This is a genomic window from Nocardia sp. NPDC052316 (genome assembly GCF_044547795.1).
In the GTDB taxonomy this organism is placed as follows: domain Bacteria; phylum Actinomycetota; class Actinomycetes; order Mycobacteriales; family Mycobacteriaceae; genus Nocardia.
Window position 1 is genome coordinate 605,597 of sequence record NZ_JBIUBB010000006.1, and the last position, 17,424, is coordinate 623,020.

The following is a 17,424-nucleotide window of genomic DNA, read 5'->3' on the forward strand; positions in this document are numbered from 1 at the left end:
GCGGTGCCGCCGGTCAGGTGGTTTCGGTGAGCTTGCCGAAGTCCATGTGCCAGCGACGGGTGGACTGGACGGTGTCCAGCATGCGCCGGTCGTGGGTCACCAGCAGCAGTGTGCCGGTGAAGGATTCGACCGCCTGCTCGAGTTGTTCGATCGCCGGCAGGTCCAGATGGTTGGTCGGCTCGTCCAGCACGAGCAAGTTCACGCCTCGGGCCTGCAGCAGCGCGAGGGCGGCGCGGGTGCGCTCGCCGGGGGACAGGGTTTCGCAGGCGCGCAACGCATGTGAGCCGCGCAGCCCGAACTTGGCGAGCAAGGTGCGGACCTCCGCGTCCGGCCAGTCCGGCATCTGCGCGCCGAAAGTGTCGGCCAGCGAGGTGGTTCCGCGGAACAAGCCGCGGGCCTGATCGACCTCGCCGATCTGCACGCCGGAACCGAGCGAGGCAGTGCCGGTGTCCGGCTGGATCTTGCCGAGCAGCAGCGCGAGCATGGTGGATTTGCCCGAGCCGTTCGCGCCGGTCACCACGATCCGGTCGGCCCAGTCGACCTGGATGCTGATCGGGCCGAGGGTGAAATCGCCCAGGGTGACCGTCGCGTCGGACAGCGTGGCCACCACGGAGCCGCTGCGGGGCGCGGCGCCGATGGTCATCCGCAGCTCCCACTCCTTGCGCGGTTCCTCGACCACGTCCAGGCGTTCGATGCGCCGCTGCGTCTGCCTGGCCTTGGCGGCCTGCTTCTCGGTGGACTCGGCGCGCATCTTGCGACCCGCCTTGTCCGAGTCGACCTTCTTCGGGTCGCGCGCCTTGCGACGGGCGTTGCGCACACCGTGCTCGAGCCAGTTGCGCTGCATCTGGGCCCGCGCCTCCAAACCCGCCTTGGTGTCGGCGAACTCCTCGTAGGCCTCGCGCGCGTGCTGGCGGGCGATCTCGCGTTCCATCAGATACGCCTCGTAGCCGCCGTCGTAGAGACCGACCTGCTGCTGTGCCAGATCCAGCTCGACGACGCGATTCACGGTCCGCGCCAAGAACTCTCGATCGTGGCTGATCACCACCAGCGGCACCCGGACGCCGGTGACGAACTGCTCGAGCCGGGCCAGGCCGTCCAGATCCAGATCGTTCGTCGGCTCGTCCAACAGCAGAATGTCGAAGCGGGACAACAGTACCGAGGCCAGACCCGCCCGCGCGGCCTGGCCGCCGGACAAACCTGTCATCGGGGTGTCGAGTCCGCTGGGCAGGCTGGCGATCAGGCCGAGATCGGCGGCAACCTCCTCGGCGCGCTGTTCCAGGTCCGCGCCGCCGAGAGCGAGCCAGCGTTCCAGGGCGGGCGAATACTCGTCTTCGCCGCCGTCGGCAATGCGCTCGGCAGCCGTGTCCATGGTGCGCTGGGCTGCGGCGACACCGGTTCGGCGACCGAGGAATTCGAGGACCGTCTCGCCGGGCACCCGTTCGGGTTCCTGCGCCAGATAGCCGACGGTGGCGTCGGGTGGGCTCAGCGTGATGCTGCCGGTCGGCGTGTGCCGGTCCGCGAGCATGCGCAGCAGCGTGGACTTGCCCGCGCCGTTCGCGCCGACCAGGCCGATCACGTCACCCGGTGCCAGGGTGAGATCGAGGTCGTCGAACAGGGTGCGTTCGCCGTGTCCCGCGGACAGACCACGCGCATGCAGAGTGGTACTCACTTACTGAAGTCTGCCGTGTCAAGGCTGCCTGCCATGCACCCGGTCGGACTTACTCGGGGTCACACCCTGAACTGGGGTACTGGGAAATCAGGGTAGGTATCGGTCCACGGAGCGATGCGCGACGACAGGCGGCTGGGCAGAGTGGAGTTCGAAGAGATCACCACCAGAGAGGGAAGATCATGACCGCACCTGCCCGCCGTTTCGCCCGCTCCAGCCATGACAAGTGGATCGCCGGAGTCTGTGGCGGCATCGCCGAGTACCTCGGCTGGAATGCCAATGTCGTGCGCCTGCTTTTCGTGGTTTCGTGCCTGCTGCCCGGCCCGCAGTTCATCCTGTACCTGGTGCTGTGGCTGCTGATGCCGAAGAAGTGAGGCACAGGGGGCTGCGTCGAGCTCCTGTGGATGTCAGGATGGAGCGATAGCGCTGTTGTCGGGTGACCGGATGAACAGCATCACGAGTCCTGCTGAGGAGGAGTAATGATCACCTCGGGTGAATTGCCGGGTCTGGAACTGCCCGGCATCGACGCGTCCTCGTCGCTGGATGGTCTCGGCGCGATCGAACTGCACCACCCCACCCAGGACATCGACGGTGACGGCACCCTCGACACCATCACCACCAACGGTGCCGACGCGATGCAGGTATGGACCGACTACGACCACGACGGTCTCGCAGACCACGTCACGGTCGTCGAAAAGGACGGCGACTACGCCGCCTGGGAGTTCCATCGGCATCCGGACGGGTCGTCGGAGTGGGTGCGAACCGACCACGGGAAGATCGGCAGGTAGTTCCGTCGGCGGGGCCGTCGCGACCCCGGGTATTCGATGGAACCGAACGCCGGGTGCGCGCGTCGAAGGAAGTATGGCGGCACTCGGCGAACACGGAGGGGCGTAGATGACCGGCGATCCGAGCGGCATGGTCGGGGTCCAGACGGGGGAGTTGGGACGGCTCGCCGCCGATCTGCGGATATCCGGTCAGGTCGTGGCGCAGCGCTCGAAAGACGTGACCGACAACGCGTTCGGGCCCGGCGACGCGGGCGCGCACTACGCCGAGCACGGCAAGCAGATCGAGCAGGGCTTCGAGCGAATCGCCCACTGGATGCGGAGCTGGGCCGAGGCGACGATCAGCACGGCGGACGCACTCGGCGCCTCGGTCGTGCGGTACTCCGACACCGTACGGGAGACCGCAGGCGACATCGCGAAGGCCGGCCGTGACATCCAGCCCTGAGCTCCAGGACGCCGACACCGCGACGGCAGGGGAGTAGCCGTGGTTTTCACCGTGCCCGCACACGCGCCGATCCGGGAGTACCTCGACATCGGCTCCCGAAGCCTCGGGTATTTCGAGCATTTCGAGCCGCGCTACCGTCGCGCCTTCGGTGACCCGCCCGCCGACCTCGCCGGTTACGCACAGCTGCACCAGCGCTTCTACGAGCAGAACGGGTTGGACGAGGACAAGCTGTACAACGCCTCGGCCAGACTGCAGGAGGTGCTGCAGGACGCCGGGGCGCAGGTGGACAGCCAGCGCGTTTCCGCGCAGGCGCTGCCGTCGCTGTGGCAGGGGCAGGCCGCCGATGCGGCGATCGACATGCTGAATCAGCAGGTCGGGCGGGCCGACGCCGACTGGAAGACGGCCGGGACGGCATGGCGGGCCTTGGCCGGTTCGATCGCCGCGCTACGGACCGCGGTGAAGATCAAAGCCGATGCCGTTGCGCACATTCTGGAGAATGGCGAGGCGGTGCAGATCGACGGGAAGACCCCGGAAGACGTCGACGACATCATCTCGGGCACGTCGATCACCTTCAGCAACATCACCCAGAACAGTCTGCTCAGCAAGCTGTGGCGGATCTTCCCGGAACTCGCCGAGGGCAACGTCGCGCAAGACATCGTGCTGTTGGTTCCTGGCACCGACTATCGGGACCGGATCCAGCAGCGGTGTCGCGACTGGCTCGACAAGGTGTTCCAGCCCGACTACGTGGCCAAGGTGCGGAAATTCACCGAGGTGTGCGACCTGACCGATCAGGGGGTCGCGAACGTCTATGAACCGCTCATCGGTGCGCTGAATCAGGTTCCCGATACCGCTTATCCGCGCCCGGCCGGGGTGACGGTGCCGGAGCAGCCGAAGAACGAGGGCATGCCGAAGGACACCGCGGTGCCCACGCAGCCCGGAAATCCCACGGCGCCAACCGTTCCGGCAGGCACACCCGCGACACCCGCCGCGCCGTCGCCGAGCGCACCTGCCGCGCCGTCGCCGAGCACGCCTTCGTCTCCCGCTTCGGCACCGAGCACGCCTGCTTCGCCATCGACACCCGAATCACCGTCGACGCCTGCTTCGCCGTCGAACCCGGTCACTCCGGCTACGCCCAACGTGCCGTCGACACCGGCCGCGCCGGCCGCGCAGGTGCCGAACACCTCGTCGCTGGAGGGCCTACCGGCGCTCAGCCAGGCGGCGAATCAGTTCTCGCCGTTGGCATCCGGAATCAGTCACCTGGTCGATGCGGGGCTCAGCTCACTGACCGGGATCATCAAAGACGGCGTCGACGGCGCGGTGGAGCTGGTCGAGGACGTCATCGATCCGAGCCGGTCAGACCGCGACCACGACGGGCAGCCGGACGGTAAGCCCGCCGCCGAGTTCGATGTCGCCGGTAAGCATCTGAAGTTCGAGATGGGGCCGGACGGCCAGTTGACGTTGCTGATGTCCGAAGCCGACGGGAAGACGCAGGAGTTCAGTCTGCGGCTCGACGAACACGGTATGCCGGTCCTCGAGATGAGCGAGCCGAAAGATGGCTTGCCTGCGGACAAGCTGTCGTCCACCGATCCGAGTCCGTCCGCGCCATCGGCGGACAAACCGTCGCCCACCGACTCGCCGCCGCCTGCGGGTAAGTCGCCCGCCGACGCCGGCCCCGCCGCGCCACCCGCGGACAAGCCCTCGCCCACCGAACCAGCTCCGGTCGCGCCGGAACAGAAGAAATCGGTCGAGCCGCCCAACGCTGCCGAGGAGAACACCGGCCAGCCGGGCGGCCGCCCTAGCGCCCCGCCCATGCGGCGCGAGGAAGACGGCGAGCACACGCCCAAACGCATGCCGGGCGAACAGAATGCGGAGGCACCCTTCGACAGCGGCGCGGAATTGGCCGAGGCAGGTCCGATGGGCGACCTGGCCGAAGCGGGTCCGCTGTGAGCCCGCCACCGCGCGGTAGGGCCGGAGGTCTGGGGTGCGGCCGGGTCAGGGAGTAAGCGAGCGCTCGAAGAGTGGTCGGGTCGAGCGGTGGTGCGCGGCCGCGAGCAGCTGTTCACCTGCGGATCGGGGAGAATCGACATCGTGAGTTATGCCGAGGAGATCGAGCGCGTCGCCGAGGAGTGCCGCTGCCGCTCGGCACAGCTGCTGGACGAACTCGACGAGGTCAACCGCCGGACCGCGGACACCAGCCGTGAACTCGCCGCTAAGGCCGCCGCCGACCTGCGCGAATTCTGGACAGCGCACGCCGACGAGCTGGAAAAGGCGCGAGCCGAGGTCGAAGAGCGAGAACGCCTGGAAACCGAGGCCCGTGAGCAACGCGAAGCCGTCGCCCGCTCCATCGCCGCCCGCAAAGCCAACCGTGACGTGCTGCCGGTCGACCAGGAAGACGAAGAGGCCGCGTTCTACCAGCGGGAAACCTGGTTGATCTGACCGCGGCGGGTGCGCTACCTGCGCAGCAGGCTTGCGAGCTGGCCGACCTTCAACTTCGGCGGCTTGGTCTCGTCCTCGGCTTCCGGGTCGACGACCACCGTGTGCGGGATCTCCGCCGCCGGGTCGGCGAACGGGCGGTAGGTCTTGTCGCCGGCGACGGTGGCGAGCAGGTAGCCCGCGAGCAGGGCCCGGGTGGTGCGGGCGGTCTTGGATTCGTGTTTGCCCGCGCCGACGGCGGCCAGCACGCGGCGACCCTCGATGATGCCGTTGTGCGAGGCGCCGTCGATTGCCCGGAACACCGACGGGCCGCCCCACGCGGTGGCGAGCGGGATGGCGTTGGAGCTGACCGAGGCGAGATCGGTGGCACCGGCGAGGATCAGCGCGGGCGTGTCGAGGTCGGGCGCGAGGTTCTCCGCGGACGGCGCGGTCGGCGCGGGGAACAGGGCTGCGACGGCGGCGACCTCCCGTTGGGTCGCGGCGATGACGGCGGCACCGGCGCCCATGCCGTGGCCGACCAGCGCGAGCCGGTCGGGGTGCACGCTGATCGAGCCGTCCCCGAGGCGCACGCCGGTGCAGATGTCCAGGGTGGTGAGCAGGTCGGTGGCCAGGCCGAGGTGTGACGGGATCGGACCGCGCTCGGTATCCGGCGCGGCGGCGACGAAACCCCAGGACGCGAGATGCTCGAGTAGCGCACGATAGTTGGCGACGCCGGTCAGCCAGCCGTGCCCGAACGCGACGGCGGGCAGGTTGAGCCCCGATTCGGGCGTGAACACCACCCCCGGCTGCCCGGCGATCGCCAGATTGCCGCGCAGCACCCGGTGGGGGCCGCGGCTGGTCAGGGTGCTCAGGAGCGATTTCACAGACGCCGACACGACGAGAACGTTATCCGATAAGTACTCTGGTGAGCCATGTGCGGAATCGTGGGGTACGTCGGATACCGGGACGCGCTCGGCGTTGTCGTTGACGCGTTGCGCCGCATGGAATATCGCGGCTACGACTCCGCGGGTGTGGCGATCGTCGACGGCGCGGGCGCGTTGGCAGTGGAACGCAAGGCGGGCAAGCTGGCCAATCTGGAGGCCGAACTCGCCGAAATCGGGGTGGCGCGCTTCGCGGGCACCACCGGAATGGGGCATACGCGCTGGGCAACGCACGGCGCGCCAACCGACCGCAACGCGCACCCGCACCGCGATGACAGCGGCAAGGTCGCCGTGGTGCACAACGGGATCATCGAGAACTTCGCCCCGCTGCGCCGCGAGCTGGAGGAGGCGGGCGTCGAGCTGCGCAGCGACACCGACACCGAGGTCGCCGTGCATCTGGTGGCCAGGGCCTACGACGAGGGACCGACGGCAGGCGACTTCGCGGCAAGCGCGCTCGCGGTGGTGCGCCGGTTGGAAGGCGCGTTCACACTCGTCTTCACACATGCCGATCACCCCGATCTGATCTTCGCGGCGCGCCGGTCAACGCCGCTCGTGGTCGGCGTCGGCAGGGGCGAGATGTTCATCGCCTCCGATGTCACGGCGTTCATCGAGCACACCCGCGAGGCGGTCGAGCTCGGTCAGGACCAAGCCGTGGTGATCACCTCGGACAGCTACACGGTCACCGACTTCGCGGGCGACGACGCGACAGCGCGCACCCGCCCGTTCACCATCGACTGGGATCTGGCCGCCGCCGAGAAGGGTGGCCACGATTACTTCATGCTCAAGGAGATCGAGGAGCAGCCCGCCGCGGTGGCGGACACCCTGATCGGGCACTTCAGCCACGATCAGGACGGCGCGGGCCGGATCGTGCTGGACGAGCAGCGCCTCGCCGACCAGGAGCTGCGCGACTTCGACAAGGTCTTCGTGGTCGCCTGCGGCAGCGCGTATCACTCCGGGCTACTGGCCAAGTACGCGATCGAGCACTGGACCAGGCTGCCCGTCGAGGTGGAGCTGGCCAGCGAATTCCGCTACCGCGATCCGGTTTTGGATCGTTCGACGCTGGTGGTGGCGGTTTCGCAGTCGGGCGAGACGGCCGACACGCTCGAGGCGGTGCGGCACGCCAAGGAGCAGAAGGCGCGCGTGCTGGCGATCTGCAATACCAATGGCGCGCAGATTCCGCGCGAGTCCGACGCGGTGCTCTACACCAGGGCTGGGCCGGAGATCGGTGTCGCCTCCACCAAGGCGTTCCTGGCTCAGGTGACCGCGAATTACCTGGTCGGGCTGGCCTTGGCGCAGGCGCGCGGCACCAAGTACCCGGACGAGGTGGCCCGCGAGTTCGCCGAACTCGAGGCGATGCCGAAGCTGGTGGCCCGCGTGCTGGAGACCGCGCCCCAGGTGCGGGCGATCGCGCGCGAGCTGGCGCACGTGTCGACGGTGCTGTTCCTCGGCCGCCACGTCGGGTACCCGGTGGCGTTGGAGGGTGCGCTCAAGCTCAAGGAGCTGGCGTACATGCATGCCGAGGGTTTCGCGGCGGGCGAGCTCAAGCACGGCCCGATCGCGCTGATCGAGGAGGGGCTGCCGGTGATCGTGGTGATGCCCTCGCCGAAGGGCCGCGCGGTGCTGCATTCCAAGCTGCTCAGCAATATTCGGGAGATCCAGGCGCGCGGTGCGCGCACCATCGTGATCGCCGAGGAGGGCGACGACACGGTCCGCCCGTTCGCCGACGATCTCATCGAGATCCCCTCGGCGCCAACGTTGTTCCAGCCGCTGCTGTCGACGGTGCCGTTGCAGATCTTCGCCGCCGAGGTAGCCCAGGCTCGCGGCTACGACGTGGACAAGCCCCGCAACCTGGCCAAGTCCGTCACCGTCGAGTAACCCGTTCACGGAAACACCCCGAACCATCCAGTGGTTCGGGGTGTTCCGCGTTCGGGGGTGGCACAGTGCGAGATGTTTCTGTGTGCCGCTCACGGCACCGAACCAGCGGCACCGGGTATGCGGATCAGGAACGGGCGACGACCAGAGATTCGACTGGAGCCGAGGCGGTTTCGGCGATGGAACGGCGCTCCAGGGCACCGGACCAGACGGCCAGGGCCAGCGCGGTGACCACCAGGGCTACGCCGACCCAGTTGGGCGCGGTGTAGCCGAAACCCGCCGCGATGACGAGGCCGCCGAGCCAGGCGGCGATGGCGTTGCCGAGGTTGAAGGCGCCGATATTGACCGCCGAGGCCAAAGTCGGTGCGCCGGAGGCCTGATCGAGCACGCGCTTCTGGAGCGGCGGGACGGTGGCGAAGCCGAGCGTGCCGATCAGCACGACGGTGATCGCGGCGGTGACCTTGTTGTGCGCGGTGAGGGTGAACAGGGCGAGCACCACGGCCAGGCCGCCGAGCGACAGGTAGAGCATCGGCATCAGGTGCCGGTCGGCGAACTTGCCGCCGATCAGGTTGCCCGCGGAGAAGCCGAGTCCGAACAGCACAAGCAGCCAGGTGACCGAGCTGTCCGCGAAACCGGTGACCTCGGTCATCATCGGCGCGAGATAGGTGATCGCGGCGAAGACACCGCCGAAGCCGAGCACGGTCATCGCCATCGCGAGCAGCACCTGCGGGTTGCGGAGGACGGCGAGCTCGGTGCGCAGCCTGGCATCCTGCGGCGCGGGCTGTTCGGGCACCAGCAGCGCGACGCCGACCAGTCCGATCAGGCCGACCAGCGCGACGATCAGGAACGTGAGCCGCCAGCCGAACTGCTGGCCGAGCATGGTGCCGAACGGCACGCCGACCATGGTCGCGACGGTGAGTCCGGTGAACATGATTGCGATCGCACCGGCGCGCCGATCCGGGCTGACCACGGTGCCCGCGACGACCGCGCCGATGCCGAAGAACGCACCGTGCGCCAGCGAGGCCACGATCCGGCCGGTCAGCATCAGTCCGAAAGTCGGTGCCACGGCGGACAATACGTTGCCGGCCACCAGGAGCAGCAGCATGCCGAGCAGCATGCGCTTGCGCGAGACCCGGGTGCCGAGCCCGGTCATCAGCGGCGCGCCGACCACGACGCCGAGTGCATACCCGGTGACCAGCATCCCGGCGGTGGGGATGGACACCGCATAGGTGGCGGCGATGTCGGGGAGCAGTCCCACGACGACGAATTCGGTGGTGCCGATTCCGAATGCCCCGAGTGTCAGGGCGAGGAGTGCGAGCGGCATGAGCGGGAGCCTCCACGTTAAGTTGCGCCTGAGCCTTACAGGCGTCAACAATAATTGCATACGCGTGCTAATTGCAAGCGCGGGCTATTGCGTTACTCATCTACCCTGGAGGGACAACCCCTACGCGGAAGGAACGCAATGACCGCGGATGCCGCCCTGACCGGCCTGGCCGATGGCTGGTACGCACTCTCGCTGCTGCACGATCGGATCGAGGCGCACATCGAACGGGCGCTACAGGCGGGCCACGATCTGAGCGTGCGCGAGTACTCGCTGCTGGTCGTGCTGAGCCGCCAGCACGACGGGCCAGGCGGTCACCTACGGATGAACCAGGTCGCCGAGGCGGTCGTGCTGAGCCAGAGCGCGACGACCCGCCTGGTCACTCGGCTGGAGGACCGCGGACTGCTCCAGCGCTACCTGTGCCCCGACGATCGCCGCGGCATCTACACCGATGTCACCCCGCCGGGACTGACTCTGTTGGCACAGGCCAGGCCGACCCACGATGCCGCGCTCGCGAGTGCCCTTCGCCAAGCCGCCGCCGACCCCGAGCTGGCACCGCTCGTAGCCGCCGTCGAAGCCCTCAACACCAGCTCGGCGCGCAGTCCACGCACTCGCCAGTACCGCCCCGTCTGACTACTGAACGGTGATGGTGCCGCGCATTTCGGGGTGCAGCGAGCAGAGGTAGCGGTAAGTCCCCGGGACGGTGAAGGTGTAGCTCCAGTCGCCCTTGTCGATGATGGGGCTGTTGAGGCCCATGGCCTTGTCGCCGATGCCTTGCACGGTGTGCGGGGCCTTGTCGGCGAAATGCCAGGTGACGGTGTCGCCGGTCTTGACGGTGAGCTCGGCGGGGGCGAACTTCATGTCGTCCACCTCGACGGTGACGGCGGCGGGTCGCGTATCGCCCTGCGGCGTCGTGGCCGAGGTCGTCGACTGCGGTGACCGCTTGGTGGTGGTCGCGGCGGAGTCCGTGTCGCCGCCACCGCACCCGGCTACCAGCAGGGCCGTTACCAGCGTGCATCCGGTGACTACCTGCATTGACCTGGAACGGCGCTTGACCATAGACATGATGATCAAGCGTAGTCTGCTGGAGTTGCGGGCCTTGCGCGGCGCTCTCGGCGCTTCGGCACGCCCGCGGTGATCGACGAGCAGTGCCGAGCAAACCCAGTGGAGGATCGACCATGTCCACGCAGCGGGGCTATTTCACCGCCGACGAAGTGCGCGCCGCCGAGGCCGAGCTGTTCACCCGGGTGCCGGACGGTGTCCCCATGCGGCGCGCGGCCCACGGCCTGGCCACCGTCGTCGCGGGCGAACTGCGGGCGCGCACCGGCGGGGTCGCCGGGCGCTCGGTGACCCTGCTCGTCGGCTCCGGTGACAACGGCGGCGACGCGCTGTGGGCCGGGTCGCTGCTGCGCCGCCGCGGGGTCGCGGTGACCGCGGTGCTGCTGAACCCGGCCCGCGCCCATGCGAAAGGTCTTGTGGCGCTGCGCAAGGCGGGGGGCCGGGTGCGCGAGGGAGTCGGCGCGCCCGACCTGGTGGTAGACGGCATCGTCGGTATCTCCGGCCGTGGTGGGTTGCGGCCGGACGCGGCGGAACTCGTTGCCGCGCTGGAGGTCCCGATCGTTGCGGCGGATTTGCCGAGTGGGGTGGACCCGGACACCGGCGCGGTCACCGGCCCGGCCGTGCGCGCCGCGGTCACCGTCGCGTTCGGCGCGTACAAGCCGGTGCACGTGCTCGCCGCGCCGCACTGTGGACGAATCGAACTGGTGCCCATCGGTTTACAGCTGCCGGAGCCGAAGCTGGCCGCGCTGGAGCCCGCGTCGATCGGCGCGAGCTGGCCGGTGCCGGACGAGCACGACGACAAGTACACCCAGGGCGTCACCGGTGTCTGCGCGGGCAGCGCCGACTACCCCGGTGCCGCGGTGTTGTGCACGGGGGCCGCGGTGCTGGCGACCTCGGGCATGGTCCGCTACGCCGGAACCGGCAGCGCCGACGTGCTCGCCGAGTTCCCGGAAGTCATTGCCACCCAGCGTGTCTCGGAGGTCGGCCGGGTACAGGCCTGGGTGTTCGGACCGGGCGCGGGCACCGATGCCGACGCCCGCAAACGGCTCACCGAGATCCTCGCCACCGACCTGCCCGTCGTGGTGGACGCCGACGGGCTCACCATGCTCGCGGCCGAACCCGAGCTGGTCCGCGGCCGCCCGGCGCCGACCGTATTGACCCCGCACGCAGGCGAATTCGCCCGACTGACCGGCGCGGAGATCGGCACCGACCGAGTGGCCGCAGTGCGCTCACTCGCCGAGGACTGGCAGGTCACCGTCCTGTTGAAGGGCCGCGCCACCCTCGTCGCCACCCCCGGTGCCCCCGTGTTCGTCAACGAGGCAGGCGCGTCCTGGGCCGCCACCGCGGGCGCGGGTGACGTCCTCTCCGGCGTCATCGGCGCTTTACTCGCCGCGGGCCACACCCCAGCCTGGGCCGCCGCGGCCGCCGCCCGTGCCCACTCCCTCGCCGCCAACCTCGCCGCGCACGAAGGTCACCCCGAAGCCGCCCCGATCTCGGCGACCCCCCTGCTCCACCACCTTCGCCCCGCCATCCGCACCCTGCGCGCCCTCGCCCGGCCCGAGCTCTGACGCGCTGGATCAGCACGTTCGGCGGGTACCTACGCCAGGCCCGCATACTCGGCTCGGCCGAGCTGTGCGGCAGCGGAGCAGCACCTCCGGCAAGAATTCAGGCCGGTCAGCACGGCGAATTCGACACTATCTCCGCAGCTGGAGGTCGCGTATCACCATGCAATAGTCCAGCGGGTCCGCCTGTGCCACAGGACACGACCGCCGCCACTCGCCGCAATCAGGCCTTGCCCCGCGAATAGACTCCACAGAACACAACGGGACAACTGATATCGGAAGCACATGGGTAACTCGTCGGGGACGGGCTGACCTCACCCACCATCTCACCGCCGGTCGCCGGCGCCACGATCGTGGCGCCTGAGTCCGGCCTGGATATCCGGGGAGGCGGAACTGGAGGCGGAACAGATGCACGCGCAAGTGGAGACGGTCGTCGATCTGGATGCCATTGCCCATAACGTGCGCATCCTCCGTGACCACGCGGGCGACGCCGCCGTAATGGCGGTGGTGAAGGCGGACGGCTACAACCACGGCGCCGTCGAGGTCGGTAAGGCCGCGCTCGCCGCGGGCGCCGCCCAGCTCGGGGTGACGACGATCGATGAGGCGTTGCTGCTGCGCAAGGGCGGGATCACCGCGCCGATCTTGAGCTGGCTCAACGATTCCCGCGCCGACTTCGCCGCCGCGATCACCGCCGACATCGAGATCGGCGTCTCCTCGCTCGCCCAGTTGCGCGCGGTGGAGTCGGCGGTCCGGCACACGGGCCGCACCGCGACGGTCACCCTGAAGGTGGACACCGGCCTCAACCGCAACGGCCTGTCGGCGCAGGAGTACCCGAAGGCGCTGGCGGAGCTGCGGGCGCTGGTCGACGAGCAGGCGGTGCGTTTCCGGGCGATCTTCTCCCACCTCGCCCGCGGCGACGAACCCGAGCACCCGACGAACAACCTGCAGCGCGACCGCTTCCTGGAGGCCATCGCCGCCGCGAAGGAACACGGCCTGGAACCGGAACTGGTGCACCTGGCCAACTCGCCTGCGACGCTGACCCGCCCGGATCTCGCTTTCGACATGGTCCGCCCTGGCATCGCGGTCTACGGACTGTCCCCGGTGCCCGAGCTCGGTGACTTCGGGCTACGCCCGGCGATGACCTTCCAAGCGCACGTCGTCCAGGTCAAGCGGGTCGCGGCGGGCGCGGGTGTCTCCTACGGTCACACCTGGACCGCCCCGCGCGACACCACGGTCGCACTGATCCCCGCGGGCTACGCCGACGGCGTATTCCGGCCGCTGAGTGGCCGTTTCGAGGTGTGGCTCGGCGGTGCGCGGCACCCGAACGTCGGCCGGGTCTGTATGGACCAGTTCCTCGTCGACCTCGGCGACAATGCCGCGAACGTCCGCGAGGGTGACGTGGCTGTCCTGTTCGGCGGCGGCCGGGGTGAACCACGCGCCGAGGACTGGGCGACCCGACTCGACACCATCAACTACGAGGTGGTCTGCGCGCCGCGCGGCAGAGCCGTCCGCCGCTATGTAGGCGGTGACCGATGAAACGCCGCCGCCGGATCACCGCGTTCCGTGGCGGCCTCGCCACCGCGGGCGTGGTCGGCGCGCTGGCCGGTGCGCACGCGTTGCGCCGGATGGGCTCGCGGGTGCTCTGGCCCGCGCGCCGCGACGAATACCGCGACGAGAACTTCGATCTCATCGACGAGGATCGTTCCGGCGCGGTGCTCACCGAGGACGGTGTCCGCCTGGCCACCCGCGAATGCGGGCCCACCGACGCGCCGGTCACCGTGATCTTCGTGCACGGTTTCTGCAACACCATGGAGTCCTTCCACTTTCAGCGGCGCGATCTCGAAAAACGCTGGGGCGCAAGCGCGCGGATCGTGCTGTTCGATCTGCGCGGGCACGGCCGCTCGGGCACGCCGAAGACCGACAGCTGCACCGTCGACCAGCTCGGCCGTGACCTGGCCGCGGTGATCAGGGCGAGTGCGCCGACCGGTCGGGTGGTGCTGGTCGGCCATTCGCTGGGTGGCATGGCGTTGCTCGCCGCCGCCGCACAGTTCCCGGAGTTGTTCGCGGAGCGGGTGATCGGTGTCGCGCTGTTCTGCACGGCCGCCGCCGAGGTCACCGAGACGGGCATCACGCAGTTGCTGAGCAATCCCGTGATCGACCGGGTGCGGATGGCCGTGCTCGCCGCACCGGCGCTGGCCCAGGCGGGGCGCACCACGGCGCGCCACGTGATCTCGCCGATCTTGCACGTCAGCTCGTTTCACGGCCCGGTGAGCCCCACGCTGTCCCGGTTCACCACCATGATGATCGACCGGACGCCGGTCGAGACCGTCGTGAAATTTCTGAAAGCCATCGAGCTGCACGACGAAGCGGCCGCGCTGCCCACCATCGCGCCGCTGCCGGTGCTGGTGCTCGGCGGCGTGCACGACCTGGTGATCCCGTTCCGCAACTCGCTGGCCCTGGCCCGCCAGCTGCCGAACCGCGAGTTGATCCGCTTCGACGGCGCCGCGCACATGCCGCACCTGCAGTTCCCGGATATCGTCAACGACGCGCTCGACCGATTGCTCGTGCGCGCGGGTGCGATCGAGTCGACGCAGGACAGCGTCTCGGAGGTGACAAGTGGCTGACCGGCAGCAGCGAATCCTGCCCACCGTCGCCGACACCGAGGCGCTCGGCCGCGAGCTCGCCGCAGGCCTGGGCGCGGGGGACCTGGTGGTGCTGGACGGCCCGCTCGGCGCGGGCAAGACCGCGCTCACCCGGGGCATCGCCGCGGGCCTCGGCGTGCAGGGCCGGGTCAGCTCGCCGACCTTCATCATCGCTCGCCAGCACCGTGCGGGCGAGCGCGACGGCGCGGTGCCGCTGGTGCACGTGGACGCCTATCGGCTCGGCGGCGACCTGGACGAGCTGGACGCCCTCGACCTCGACACCGATCTGCATCAAGCGGTGGTCGTGGTGGAGTGGGGGCGCGGGGTCGTGGAACACCTGACCGACCGGCACCTGCGGGTGCTGCTCTCGCGCGAACCGGATTCGGACGTGCGCACCGCCGTATGGGAATGGGTCGATTAACTACCAGGTAGCTCCGCACCGGCGGCAGCTACCAACCGGTATCGTTGGGTCAATCATGCTGGTATTAAGTGTCGACACCGCGACACCCGCCGTGACAGCGGGATTGGTGGAACTGGAGCAGGCCGCACCGGGCGCCGCCGTCCCGGCGAAGGCGCGCACGCTCGCCTCCCGCGTCCGCGTCGACCCCCGCGCGCATGCCGAGGTGCTGACCCCGCAGATCCTCGAATGTCTCACCGAGGCAGACCGTTCCAGGGCCGACATCGACGCGATCGTGGTCGGCATCGGTCCGGGTCCGTTCACCGGTTTGCGCGTCGGCATGGCGACGGCCGCGGCCTTCGGTGACGCGCTGGGTATTCCGGTGTACGGCGTGTGCAGTCTCGACGCGATCGCCGCCGACGCGGTGTCCGACCTCACGCCGGGCAGTGAACTGCTGGTGGTCACCGACGCGCGCCGCCGTGAGGTGTACTGGGCGCGCTACCGCGACGGTGTGCGCGTCGCCGGGCCGGATGTGGCCAAGCCGAGCGACGTGGATATGGCGCAGGCCACGGTGGTCGCCGGATCCGCCTCGCACGTCGACTTCTTCGACCTACCCGTGCTCCCGGTGGAGACGCCCTCGCCCGCCGGGCTGGCGCAGGCGGCGGCGGCCGACGTGCTCACCCGCGCGGTGCCCGCCGCGCTGGTTCCGCTGTATCTGCGCAGGCCCGATGCCGTCGAGAAGAGCTACCGCGCGCTCGACCGGACGGGAGCGTAACCCGGTGAGCATCCGAATCGAGCCGATGGTCGCCGCGGACATCGAGCGCTGCGTCGAACTCGAGCAGCTGCTGTTTCCCGAGGACGACCCCTGGCACGCGGTGGCGTTCCAGTCGGAACTGGCCGCACCGCACAATCGCTACATCACCGCCCGCGACGGGGACGGGCGAATGGTCGGCTACGCCGGTGTCGCGCTGCTCGGTGATGACGAACACCCCGAGGCCGAGGTGCACACCATCGGTGTCGACCCGACCTGTCTGCGCGCGGGCATCGGAACGTTGCTGCTCGAGGCGTTGCTCGCCGAGGCGGGCAAGCGCGGCGGGCCGGTGTTCCTCGAGGTACGCACCGACAACACGCCTGCGATCGCGCTGTACGCCAAGCACGGCTTCCACATCATCGGTTTGCGCAAGAACTACTACCATCCCAGCGGCGCCGACGCCTACACCATGCGCAGGCCCGCGCTCAGCGCGCTACCTCTCCCGGACGAGGTCCTCTCGTGATCATCATGGGCATCGAAAGTTCCTGCGACGAAACCGGAGTCGGCATCGTGCGCAGGCACGCCGACGGCTCCTGTGAGCTGCTCGCCGACGAGGTCGCCTCCAGCGTGGACCAGCACGCGCGCTTCGGCGGCGTGGTGCCCGAGATCGCGTCGCGCGCGCATCTGGAGGCGATCGTGCCCGCCATGCGCCGGGCGCTCGCCGCGGCCGGGATCGCCAAGCCCGACGCGCTGTGCGTGACCATCGGCCCCGGCCTGGCCGGCGCGCTGCTGGTCGGTGTCGCGGCCGCGAAAGCCTATGCGGCGGCGTGGGATGTGCCGTTCTACGCGCTGAACCACCTCGGCGGGCATGTCGCGGTGGACACGCTGGAGCACGGCCCGATGCCGCCGTGCGTCGCGCTGCTCGTCTCCGGCGGACACACCCATCTGCTGCACGTCACCGATCTGGCCCAGCCGATCGTCGAGCTCGGCAGCACCGTCGACGACGCGGCGGGCGAGGCGTTCGACAAGGTCGCGCGGCTGCTCGGACTCGGTTTCCCCGGCGGCCCCGCCCTGGATGCCGCTGCGGCCACGGGGAATTCGCGGGCGATCGCGTTCCCGCGCGGGATGACCGGTCCGCGCGACGCGCGCTACGACTTCTCGTTCTCTGGGTTGAAGACCGCTGTCGCCCGGTATGTCGAGTCCGCGCAGCGCAGCGGGCTGACCGCGGAGGATCTGCCGATCCCGGATATCGCGGCGTCCTTCCAGGAGGCCGTCGCCGACGTGCTCACCATGAAGGCGGTCCGCGCGGCCCAGGACGTCGGGGTGAACACGCTGGTGCTCGGCGGCGGCGCCACCGCCAACTCGCGCATCCGGTCGATGGCCGAGGAGCGGTGCGCGGCGGCCGGTTTGACGCTGCGCGTACCGAAGCCTCGCCTGTGCACGGACAACGGTGTGATGATTGCCGCGCTGGGTGCCCACGTCATCGCTGGCGGCGCGAAACCGTCCGCGCTGACAGTGGCCACCGACCCGGGTCTGCCCGTCTCCATCAGCCGCGTCAGCTGAAACGGCGGTGC

The 17,424-nt window shown here is 69.5% G+C and carries 18 protein-coding genes; 14 read left to right on the top strand and 4 right to left on the bottom strand.

The window, feature by feature from the left end; translation table 11 throughout:
• Positions 1 to 13 precede the first annotated feature (13 nt).
• Positions 14 to 1,669, bottom strand: coding sequence for an ABC-F family ATP-binding cassette domain-containing protein (locus ACIHA7_RS30345; protein ID WP_397294321.1), 1,656 nt, complete (start codon positions 1,667 to 1,669; stop codon positions 14 to 16).
• Positions 1,670 to 1,848: 179 nt separating this feature from the next.
• Between ACIHA7_RS30345 and ACIHA7_RS30350 the strand changes: the two genes are divergently transcribed.
• The 5 genes from ACIHA7_RS30350 to ACIHA7_RS30370 all read left to right on the top strand — a co-directional run bounded on the left by ACIHA7_RS30350 (position 1,849) and on the right by ACIHA7_RS30370 (position 5,329).
• Entirely contained in the window at positions 1,849 to 2,040 is a 192-nt protein-coding gene (locus ACIHA7_RS30350) for a PspC domain-containing protein (protein WP_107654236.1), read from the top strand.
• A gap of 105 nt (positions 2,041 to 2,145) precedes the next feature.
• A complete protein-coding gene (locus ACIHA7_RS30355) occupies positions 2,146 to 2,454 on the top strand; it encodes a DUF6802 family protein (protein ID WP_135234874.1) in 309 nt (102 codons plus the stop codon).
• Positions 2,455 to 2,560: 106 nt separating this feature from the next.
• Entirely contained in the window at positions 2,561 to 2,893 is a 333-nt protein-coding gene (locus ACIHA7_RS30360) for a hypothetical protein (protein WP_397294322.1), read from the top strand.
• Positions 2,894 to 2,932: 39 nt separating this feature from the next.
• On the top strand, positions 2,933 to 4,840 hold the full coding sequence (locus ACIHA7_RS30365) for a hypothetical protein (protein WP_397294323.1): 1,908 nt from the start codon (positions 2,933 to 2,935) through the stop codon (positions 4,838 to 4,840).
• A 141-nt stretch (positions 4,841 to 4,981) separates the two neighbouring features.
• The gene (locus ACIHA7_RS30370) at positions 4,982 to 5,329 is read left to right on the top strand and encodes a hypothetical protein (RefSeq protein ID WP_397294324.1); all 348 of its coding nucleotides are present in this window, start codon (positions 4,982 to 4,984) and stop codon (positions 5,327 to 5,329) included.
• Positions 5,330 to 5,343: 14 nt separating this feature from the next.
• Here ACIHA7_RS30370 and ACIHA7_RS30375 read toward each other — a convergent pair whose 3' ends face one another.
• Positions 5,344 to 6,201, bottom strand: coding sequence for a dienelactone hydrolase family protein (locus tag ACIHA7_RS30375; protein ID WP_397294325.1), 858 nt, complete (start codon positions 6,199 to 6,201; stop codon positions 5,344 to 5,346).
• Positions 6,202 to 6,237: 36 nt separating this feature from the next.
• Here ACIHA7_RS30375 and glmS point away from each other — a divergent pair, with 36 nt between their 5' ends.
• Positions 6,238 to 8,121: a glutamine--fructose-6-phosphate transaminase (isomerizing) gene (glmS, locus tag ACIHA7_RS30380; RefSeq protein ID WP_397294326.1), complete on the top strand. Its 1,884-nt coding sequence runs from the start codon at positions 6,238 to 6,240 to the stop codon at positions 8,119 to 8,121.
• Positions 8,122 to 8,245: 124 nt separating this feature from the next.
• Here the strand turns inward: glmS and ACIHA7_RS30385 are convergent, their stop codons facing one another.
• Positions 8,246 to 9,442 (bottom strand): MFS transporter, encoded by a 1,197-nt coding sequence (locus ACIHA7_RS30385; RefSeq protein ID WP_397294327.1) that lies wholly within the window; start codon positions 9,440 to 9,442, stop codon positions 8,246 to 8,248.
• Between the two features lie 138 nt (positions 9,443 to 9,580).
• Between ACIHA7_RS30385 and ACIHA7_RS30390 the strand changes: the two genes are divergently transcribed.
• Positions 9,581 to 10,072, top strand: coding sequence for a MarR family winged helix-turn-helix transcriptional regulator (locus ACIHA7_RS30390; protein WP_397294329.1), 492 nt, complete (start codon positions 9,581 to 9,583; stop codon positions 10,070 to 10,072).
• Here the strand turns inward: ACIHA7_RS30390 and ACIHA7_RS30395 are convergent, their stop codons facing one another.
• Positions 10,073 to 10,504, bottom strand: coding sequence for a cupredoxin family copper-binding protein (locus ACIHA7_RS30395; protein WP_397294330.1), 432 nt, complete (start codon positions 10,502 to 10,504; stop codon positions 10,073 to 10,075).
• Between the two features lie 113 nt (positions 10,505 to 10,617).
• On the opposite strand from ACIHA7_RS30395, the gene ACIHA7_RS30400 reads away from it, so the two are divergent.
• The 7 genes from ACIHA7_RS30400 to tsaD all read left to right on the top strand — a co-directional run bounded on the left by ACIHA7_RS30400 (position 10,618) and on the right by tsaD (position 17,413).
• Entirely contained in the window at positions 10,618 to 12,066 is a 1,449-nt protein-coding gene (locus ACIHA7_RS30400) for an NAD(P)H-hydrate dehydratase (RefSeq protein ID WP_397294331.1), read from the top strand.
• A gap of 402 nt (positions 12,067 to 12,468) precedes the next feature.
• The gene (alr, locus tag ACIHA7_RS30405; protein WP_397294332.1) at positions 12,469 to 13,596 is read left to right on the top strand and encodes an alanine racemase; all 1,128 of its coding nucleotides are present in this window, start codon (positions 12,469 to 12,471) and stop codon (positions 13,594 to 13,596) included.
• Entirely contained in the window at positions 13,593 to 14,684 is a 1,092-nt protein-coding gene (locus ACIHA7_RS30410; protein WP_397294333.1) for an alpha/beta fold hydrolase, read from the top strand. Before alr ends, ACIHA7_RS30410 begins: the two co-directional genes overlap by 4 nt.
• A complete protein-coding gene (gene tsaE / locus ACIHA7_RS30415; protein WP_397294334.1) occupies positions 14,677 to 15,123 on the top strand; it encodes a tRNA (adenosine(37)-N6)-threonylcarbamoyltransferase complex ATPase subunit type 1 TsaE in 447 nt (148 codons plus the stop codon). The genes ACIHA7_RS30410 and tsaE overlap by 8 nt, the downstream gene beginning before the upstream one ends.
• A 55-nt stretch (positions 15,124 to 15,178) precedes the next feature.
• Positions 15,179 to 15,874 carry a tRNA (adenosine(37)-N6)-threonylcarbamoyltransferase complex dimerization subunit type 1 TsaB gene (tsaB, locus tag ACIHA7_RS30420; protein ID WP_397294335.1) on the top strand — a complete coding sequence of 232 codons (696 nt, stop codon included), beginning with the start codon at positions 15,179 to 15,181 and terminating at the stop codon, positions 15,872 to 15,874.
• A 4-nt stretch (positions 15,875 to 15,878) separates the two neighbouring features.
• Complete coding sequence (gene rimI / locus ACIHA7_RS30425) at positions 15,879 to 16,373, top strand: ribosomal protein S18-alanine N-acetyltransferase (protein ID WP_107654252.1); 495 nt, start codon at positions 15,879 to 15,881, stop codon at positions 16,371 to 16,373.
• A complete protein-coding gene (gene tsaD / locus ACIHA7_RS30430) occupies positions 16,370 to 17,413 on the top strand; it encodes a tRNA (adenosine(37)-N6)-threonylcarbamoyltransferase complex transferase subunit TsaD (protein ID WP_397294336.1) in 1,044 nt (347 codons plus the stop codon). Before rimI ends, tsaD begins: the two co-directional genes overlap by 4 nt.
• Positions 17,414 to 17,424 lie beyond the last annotated feature (11 nt).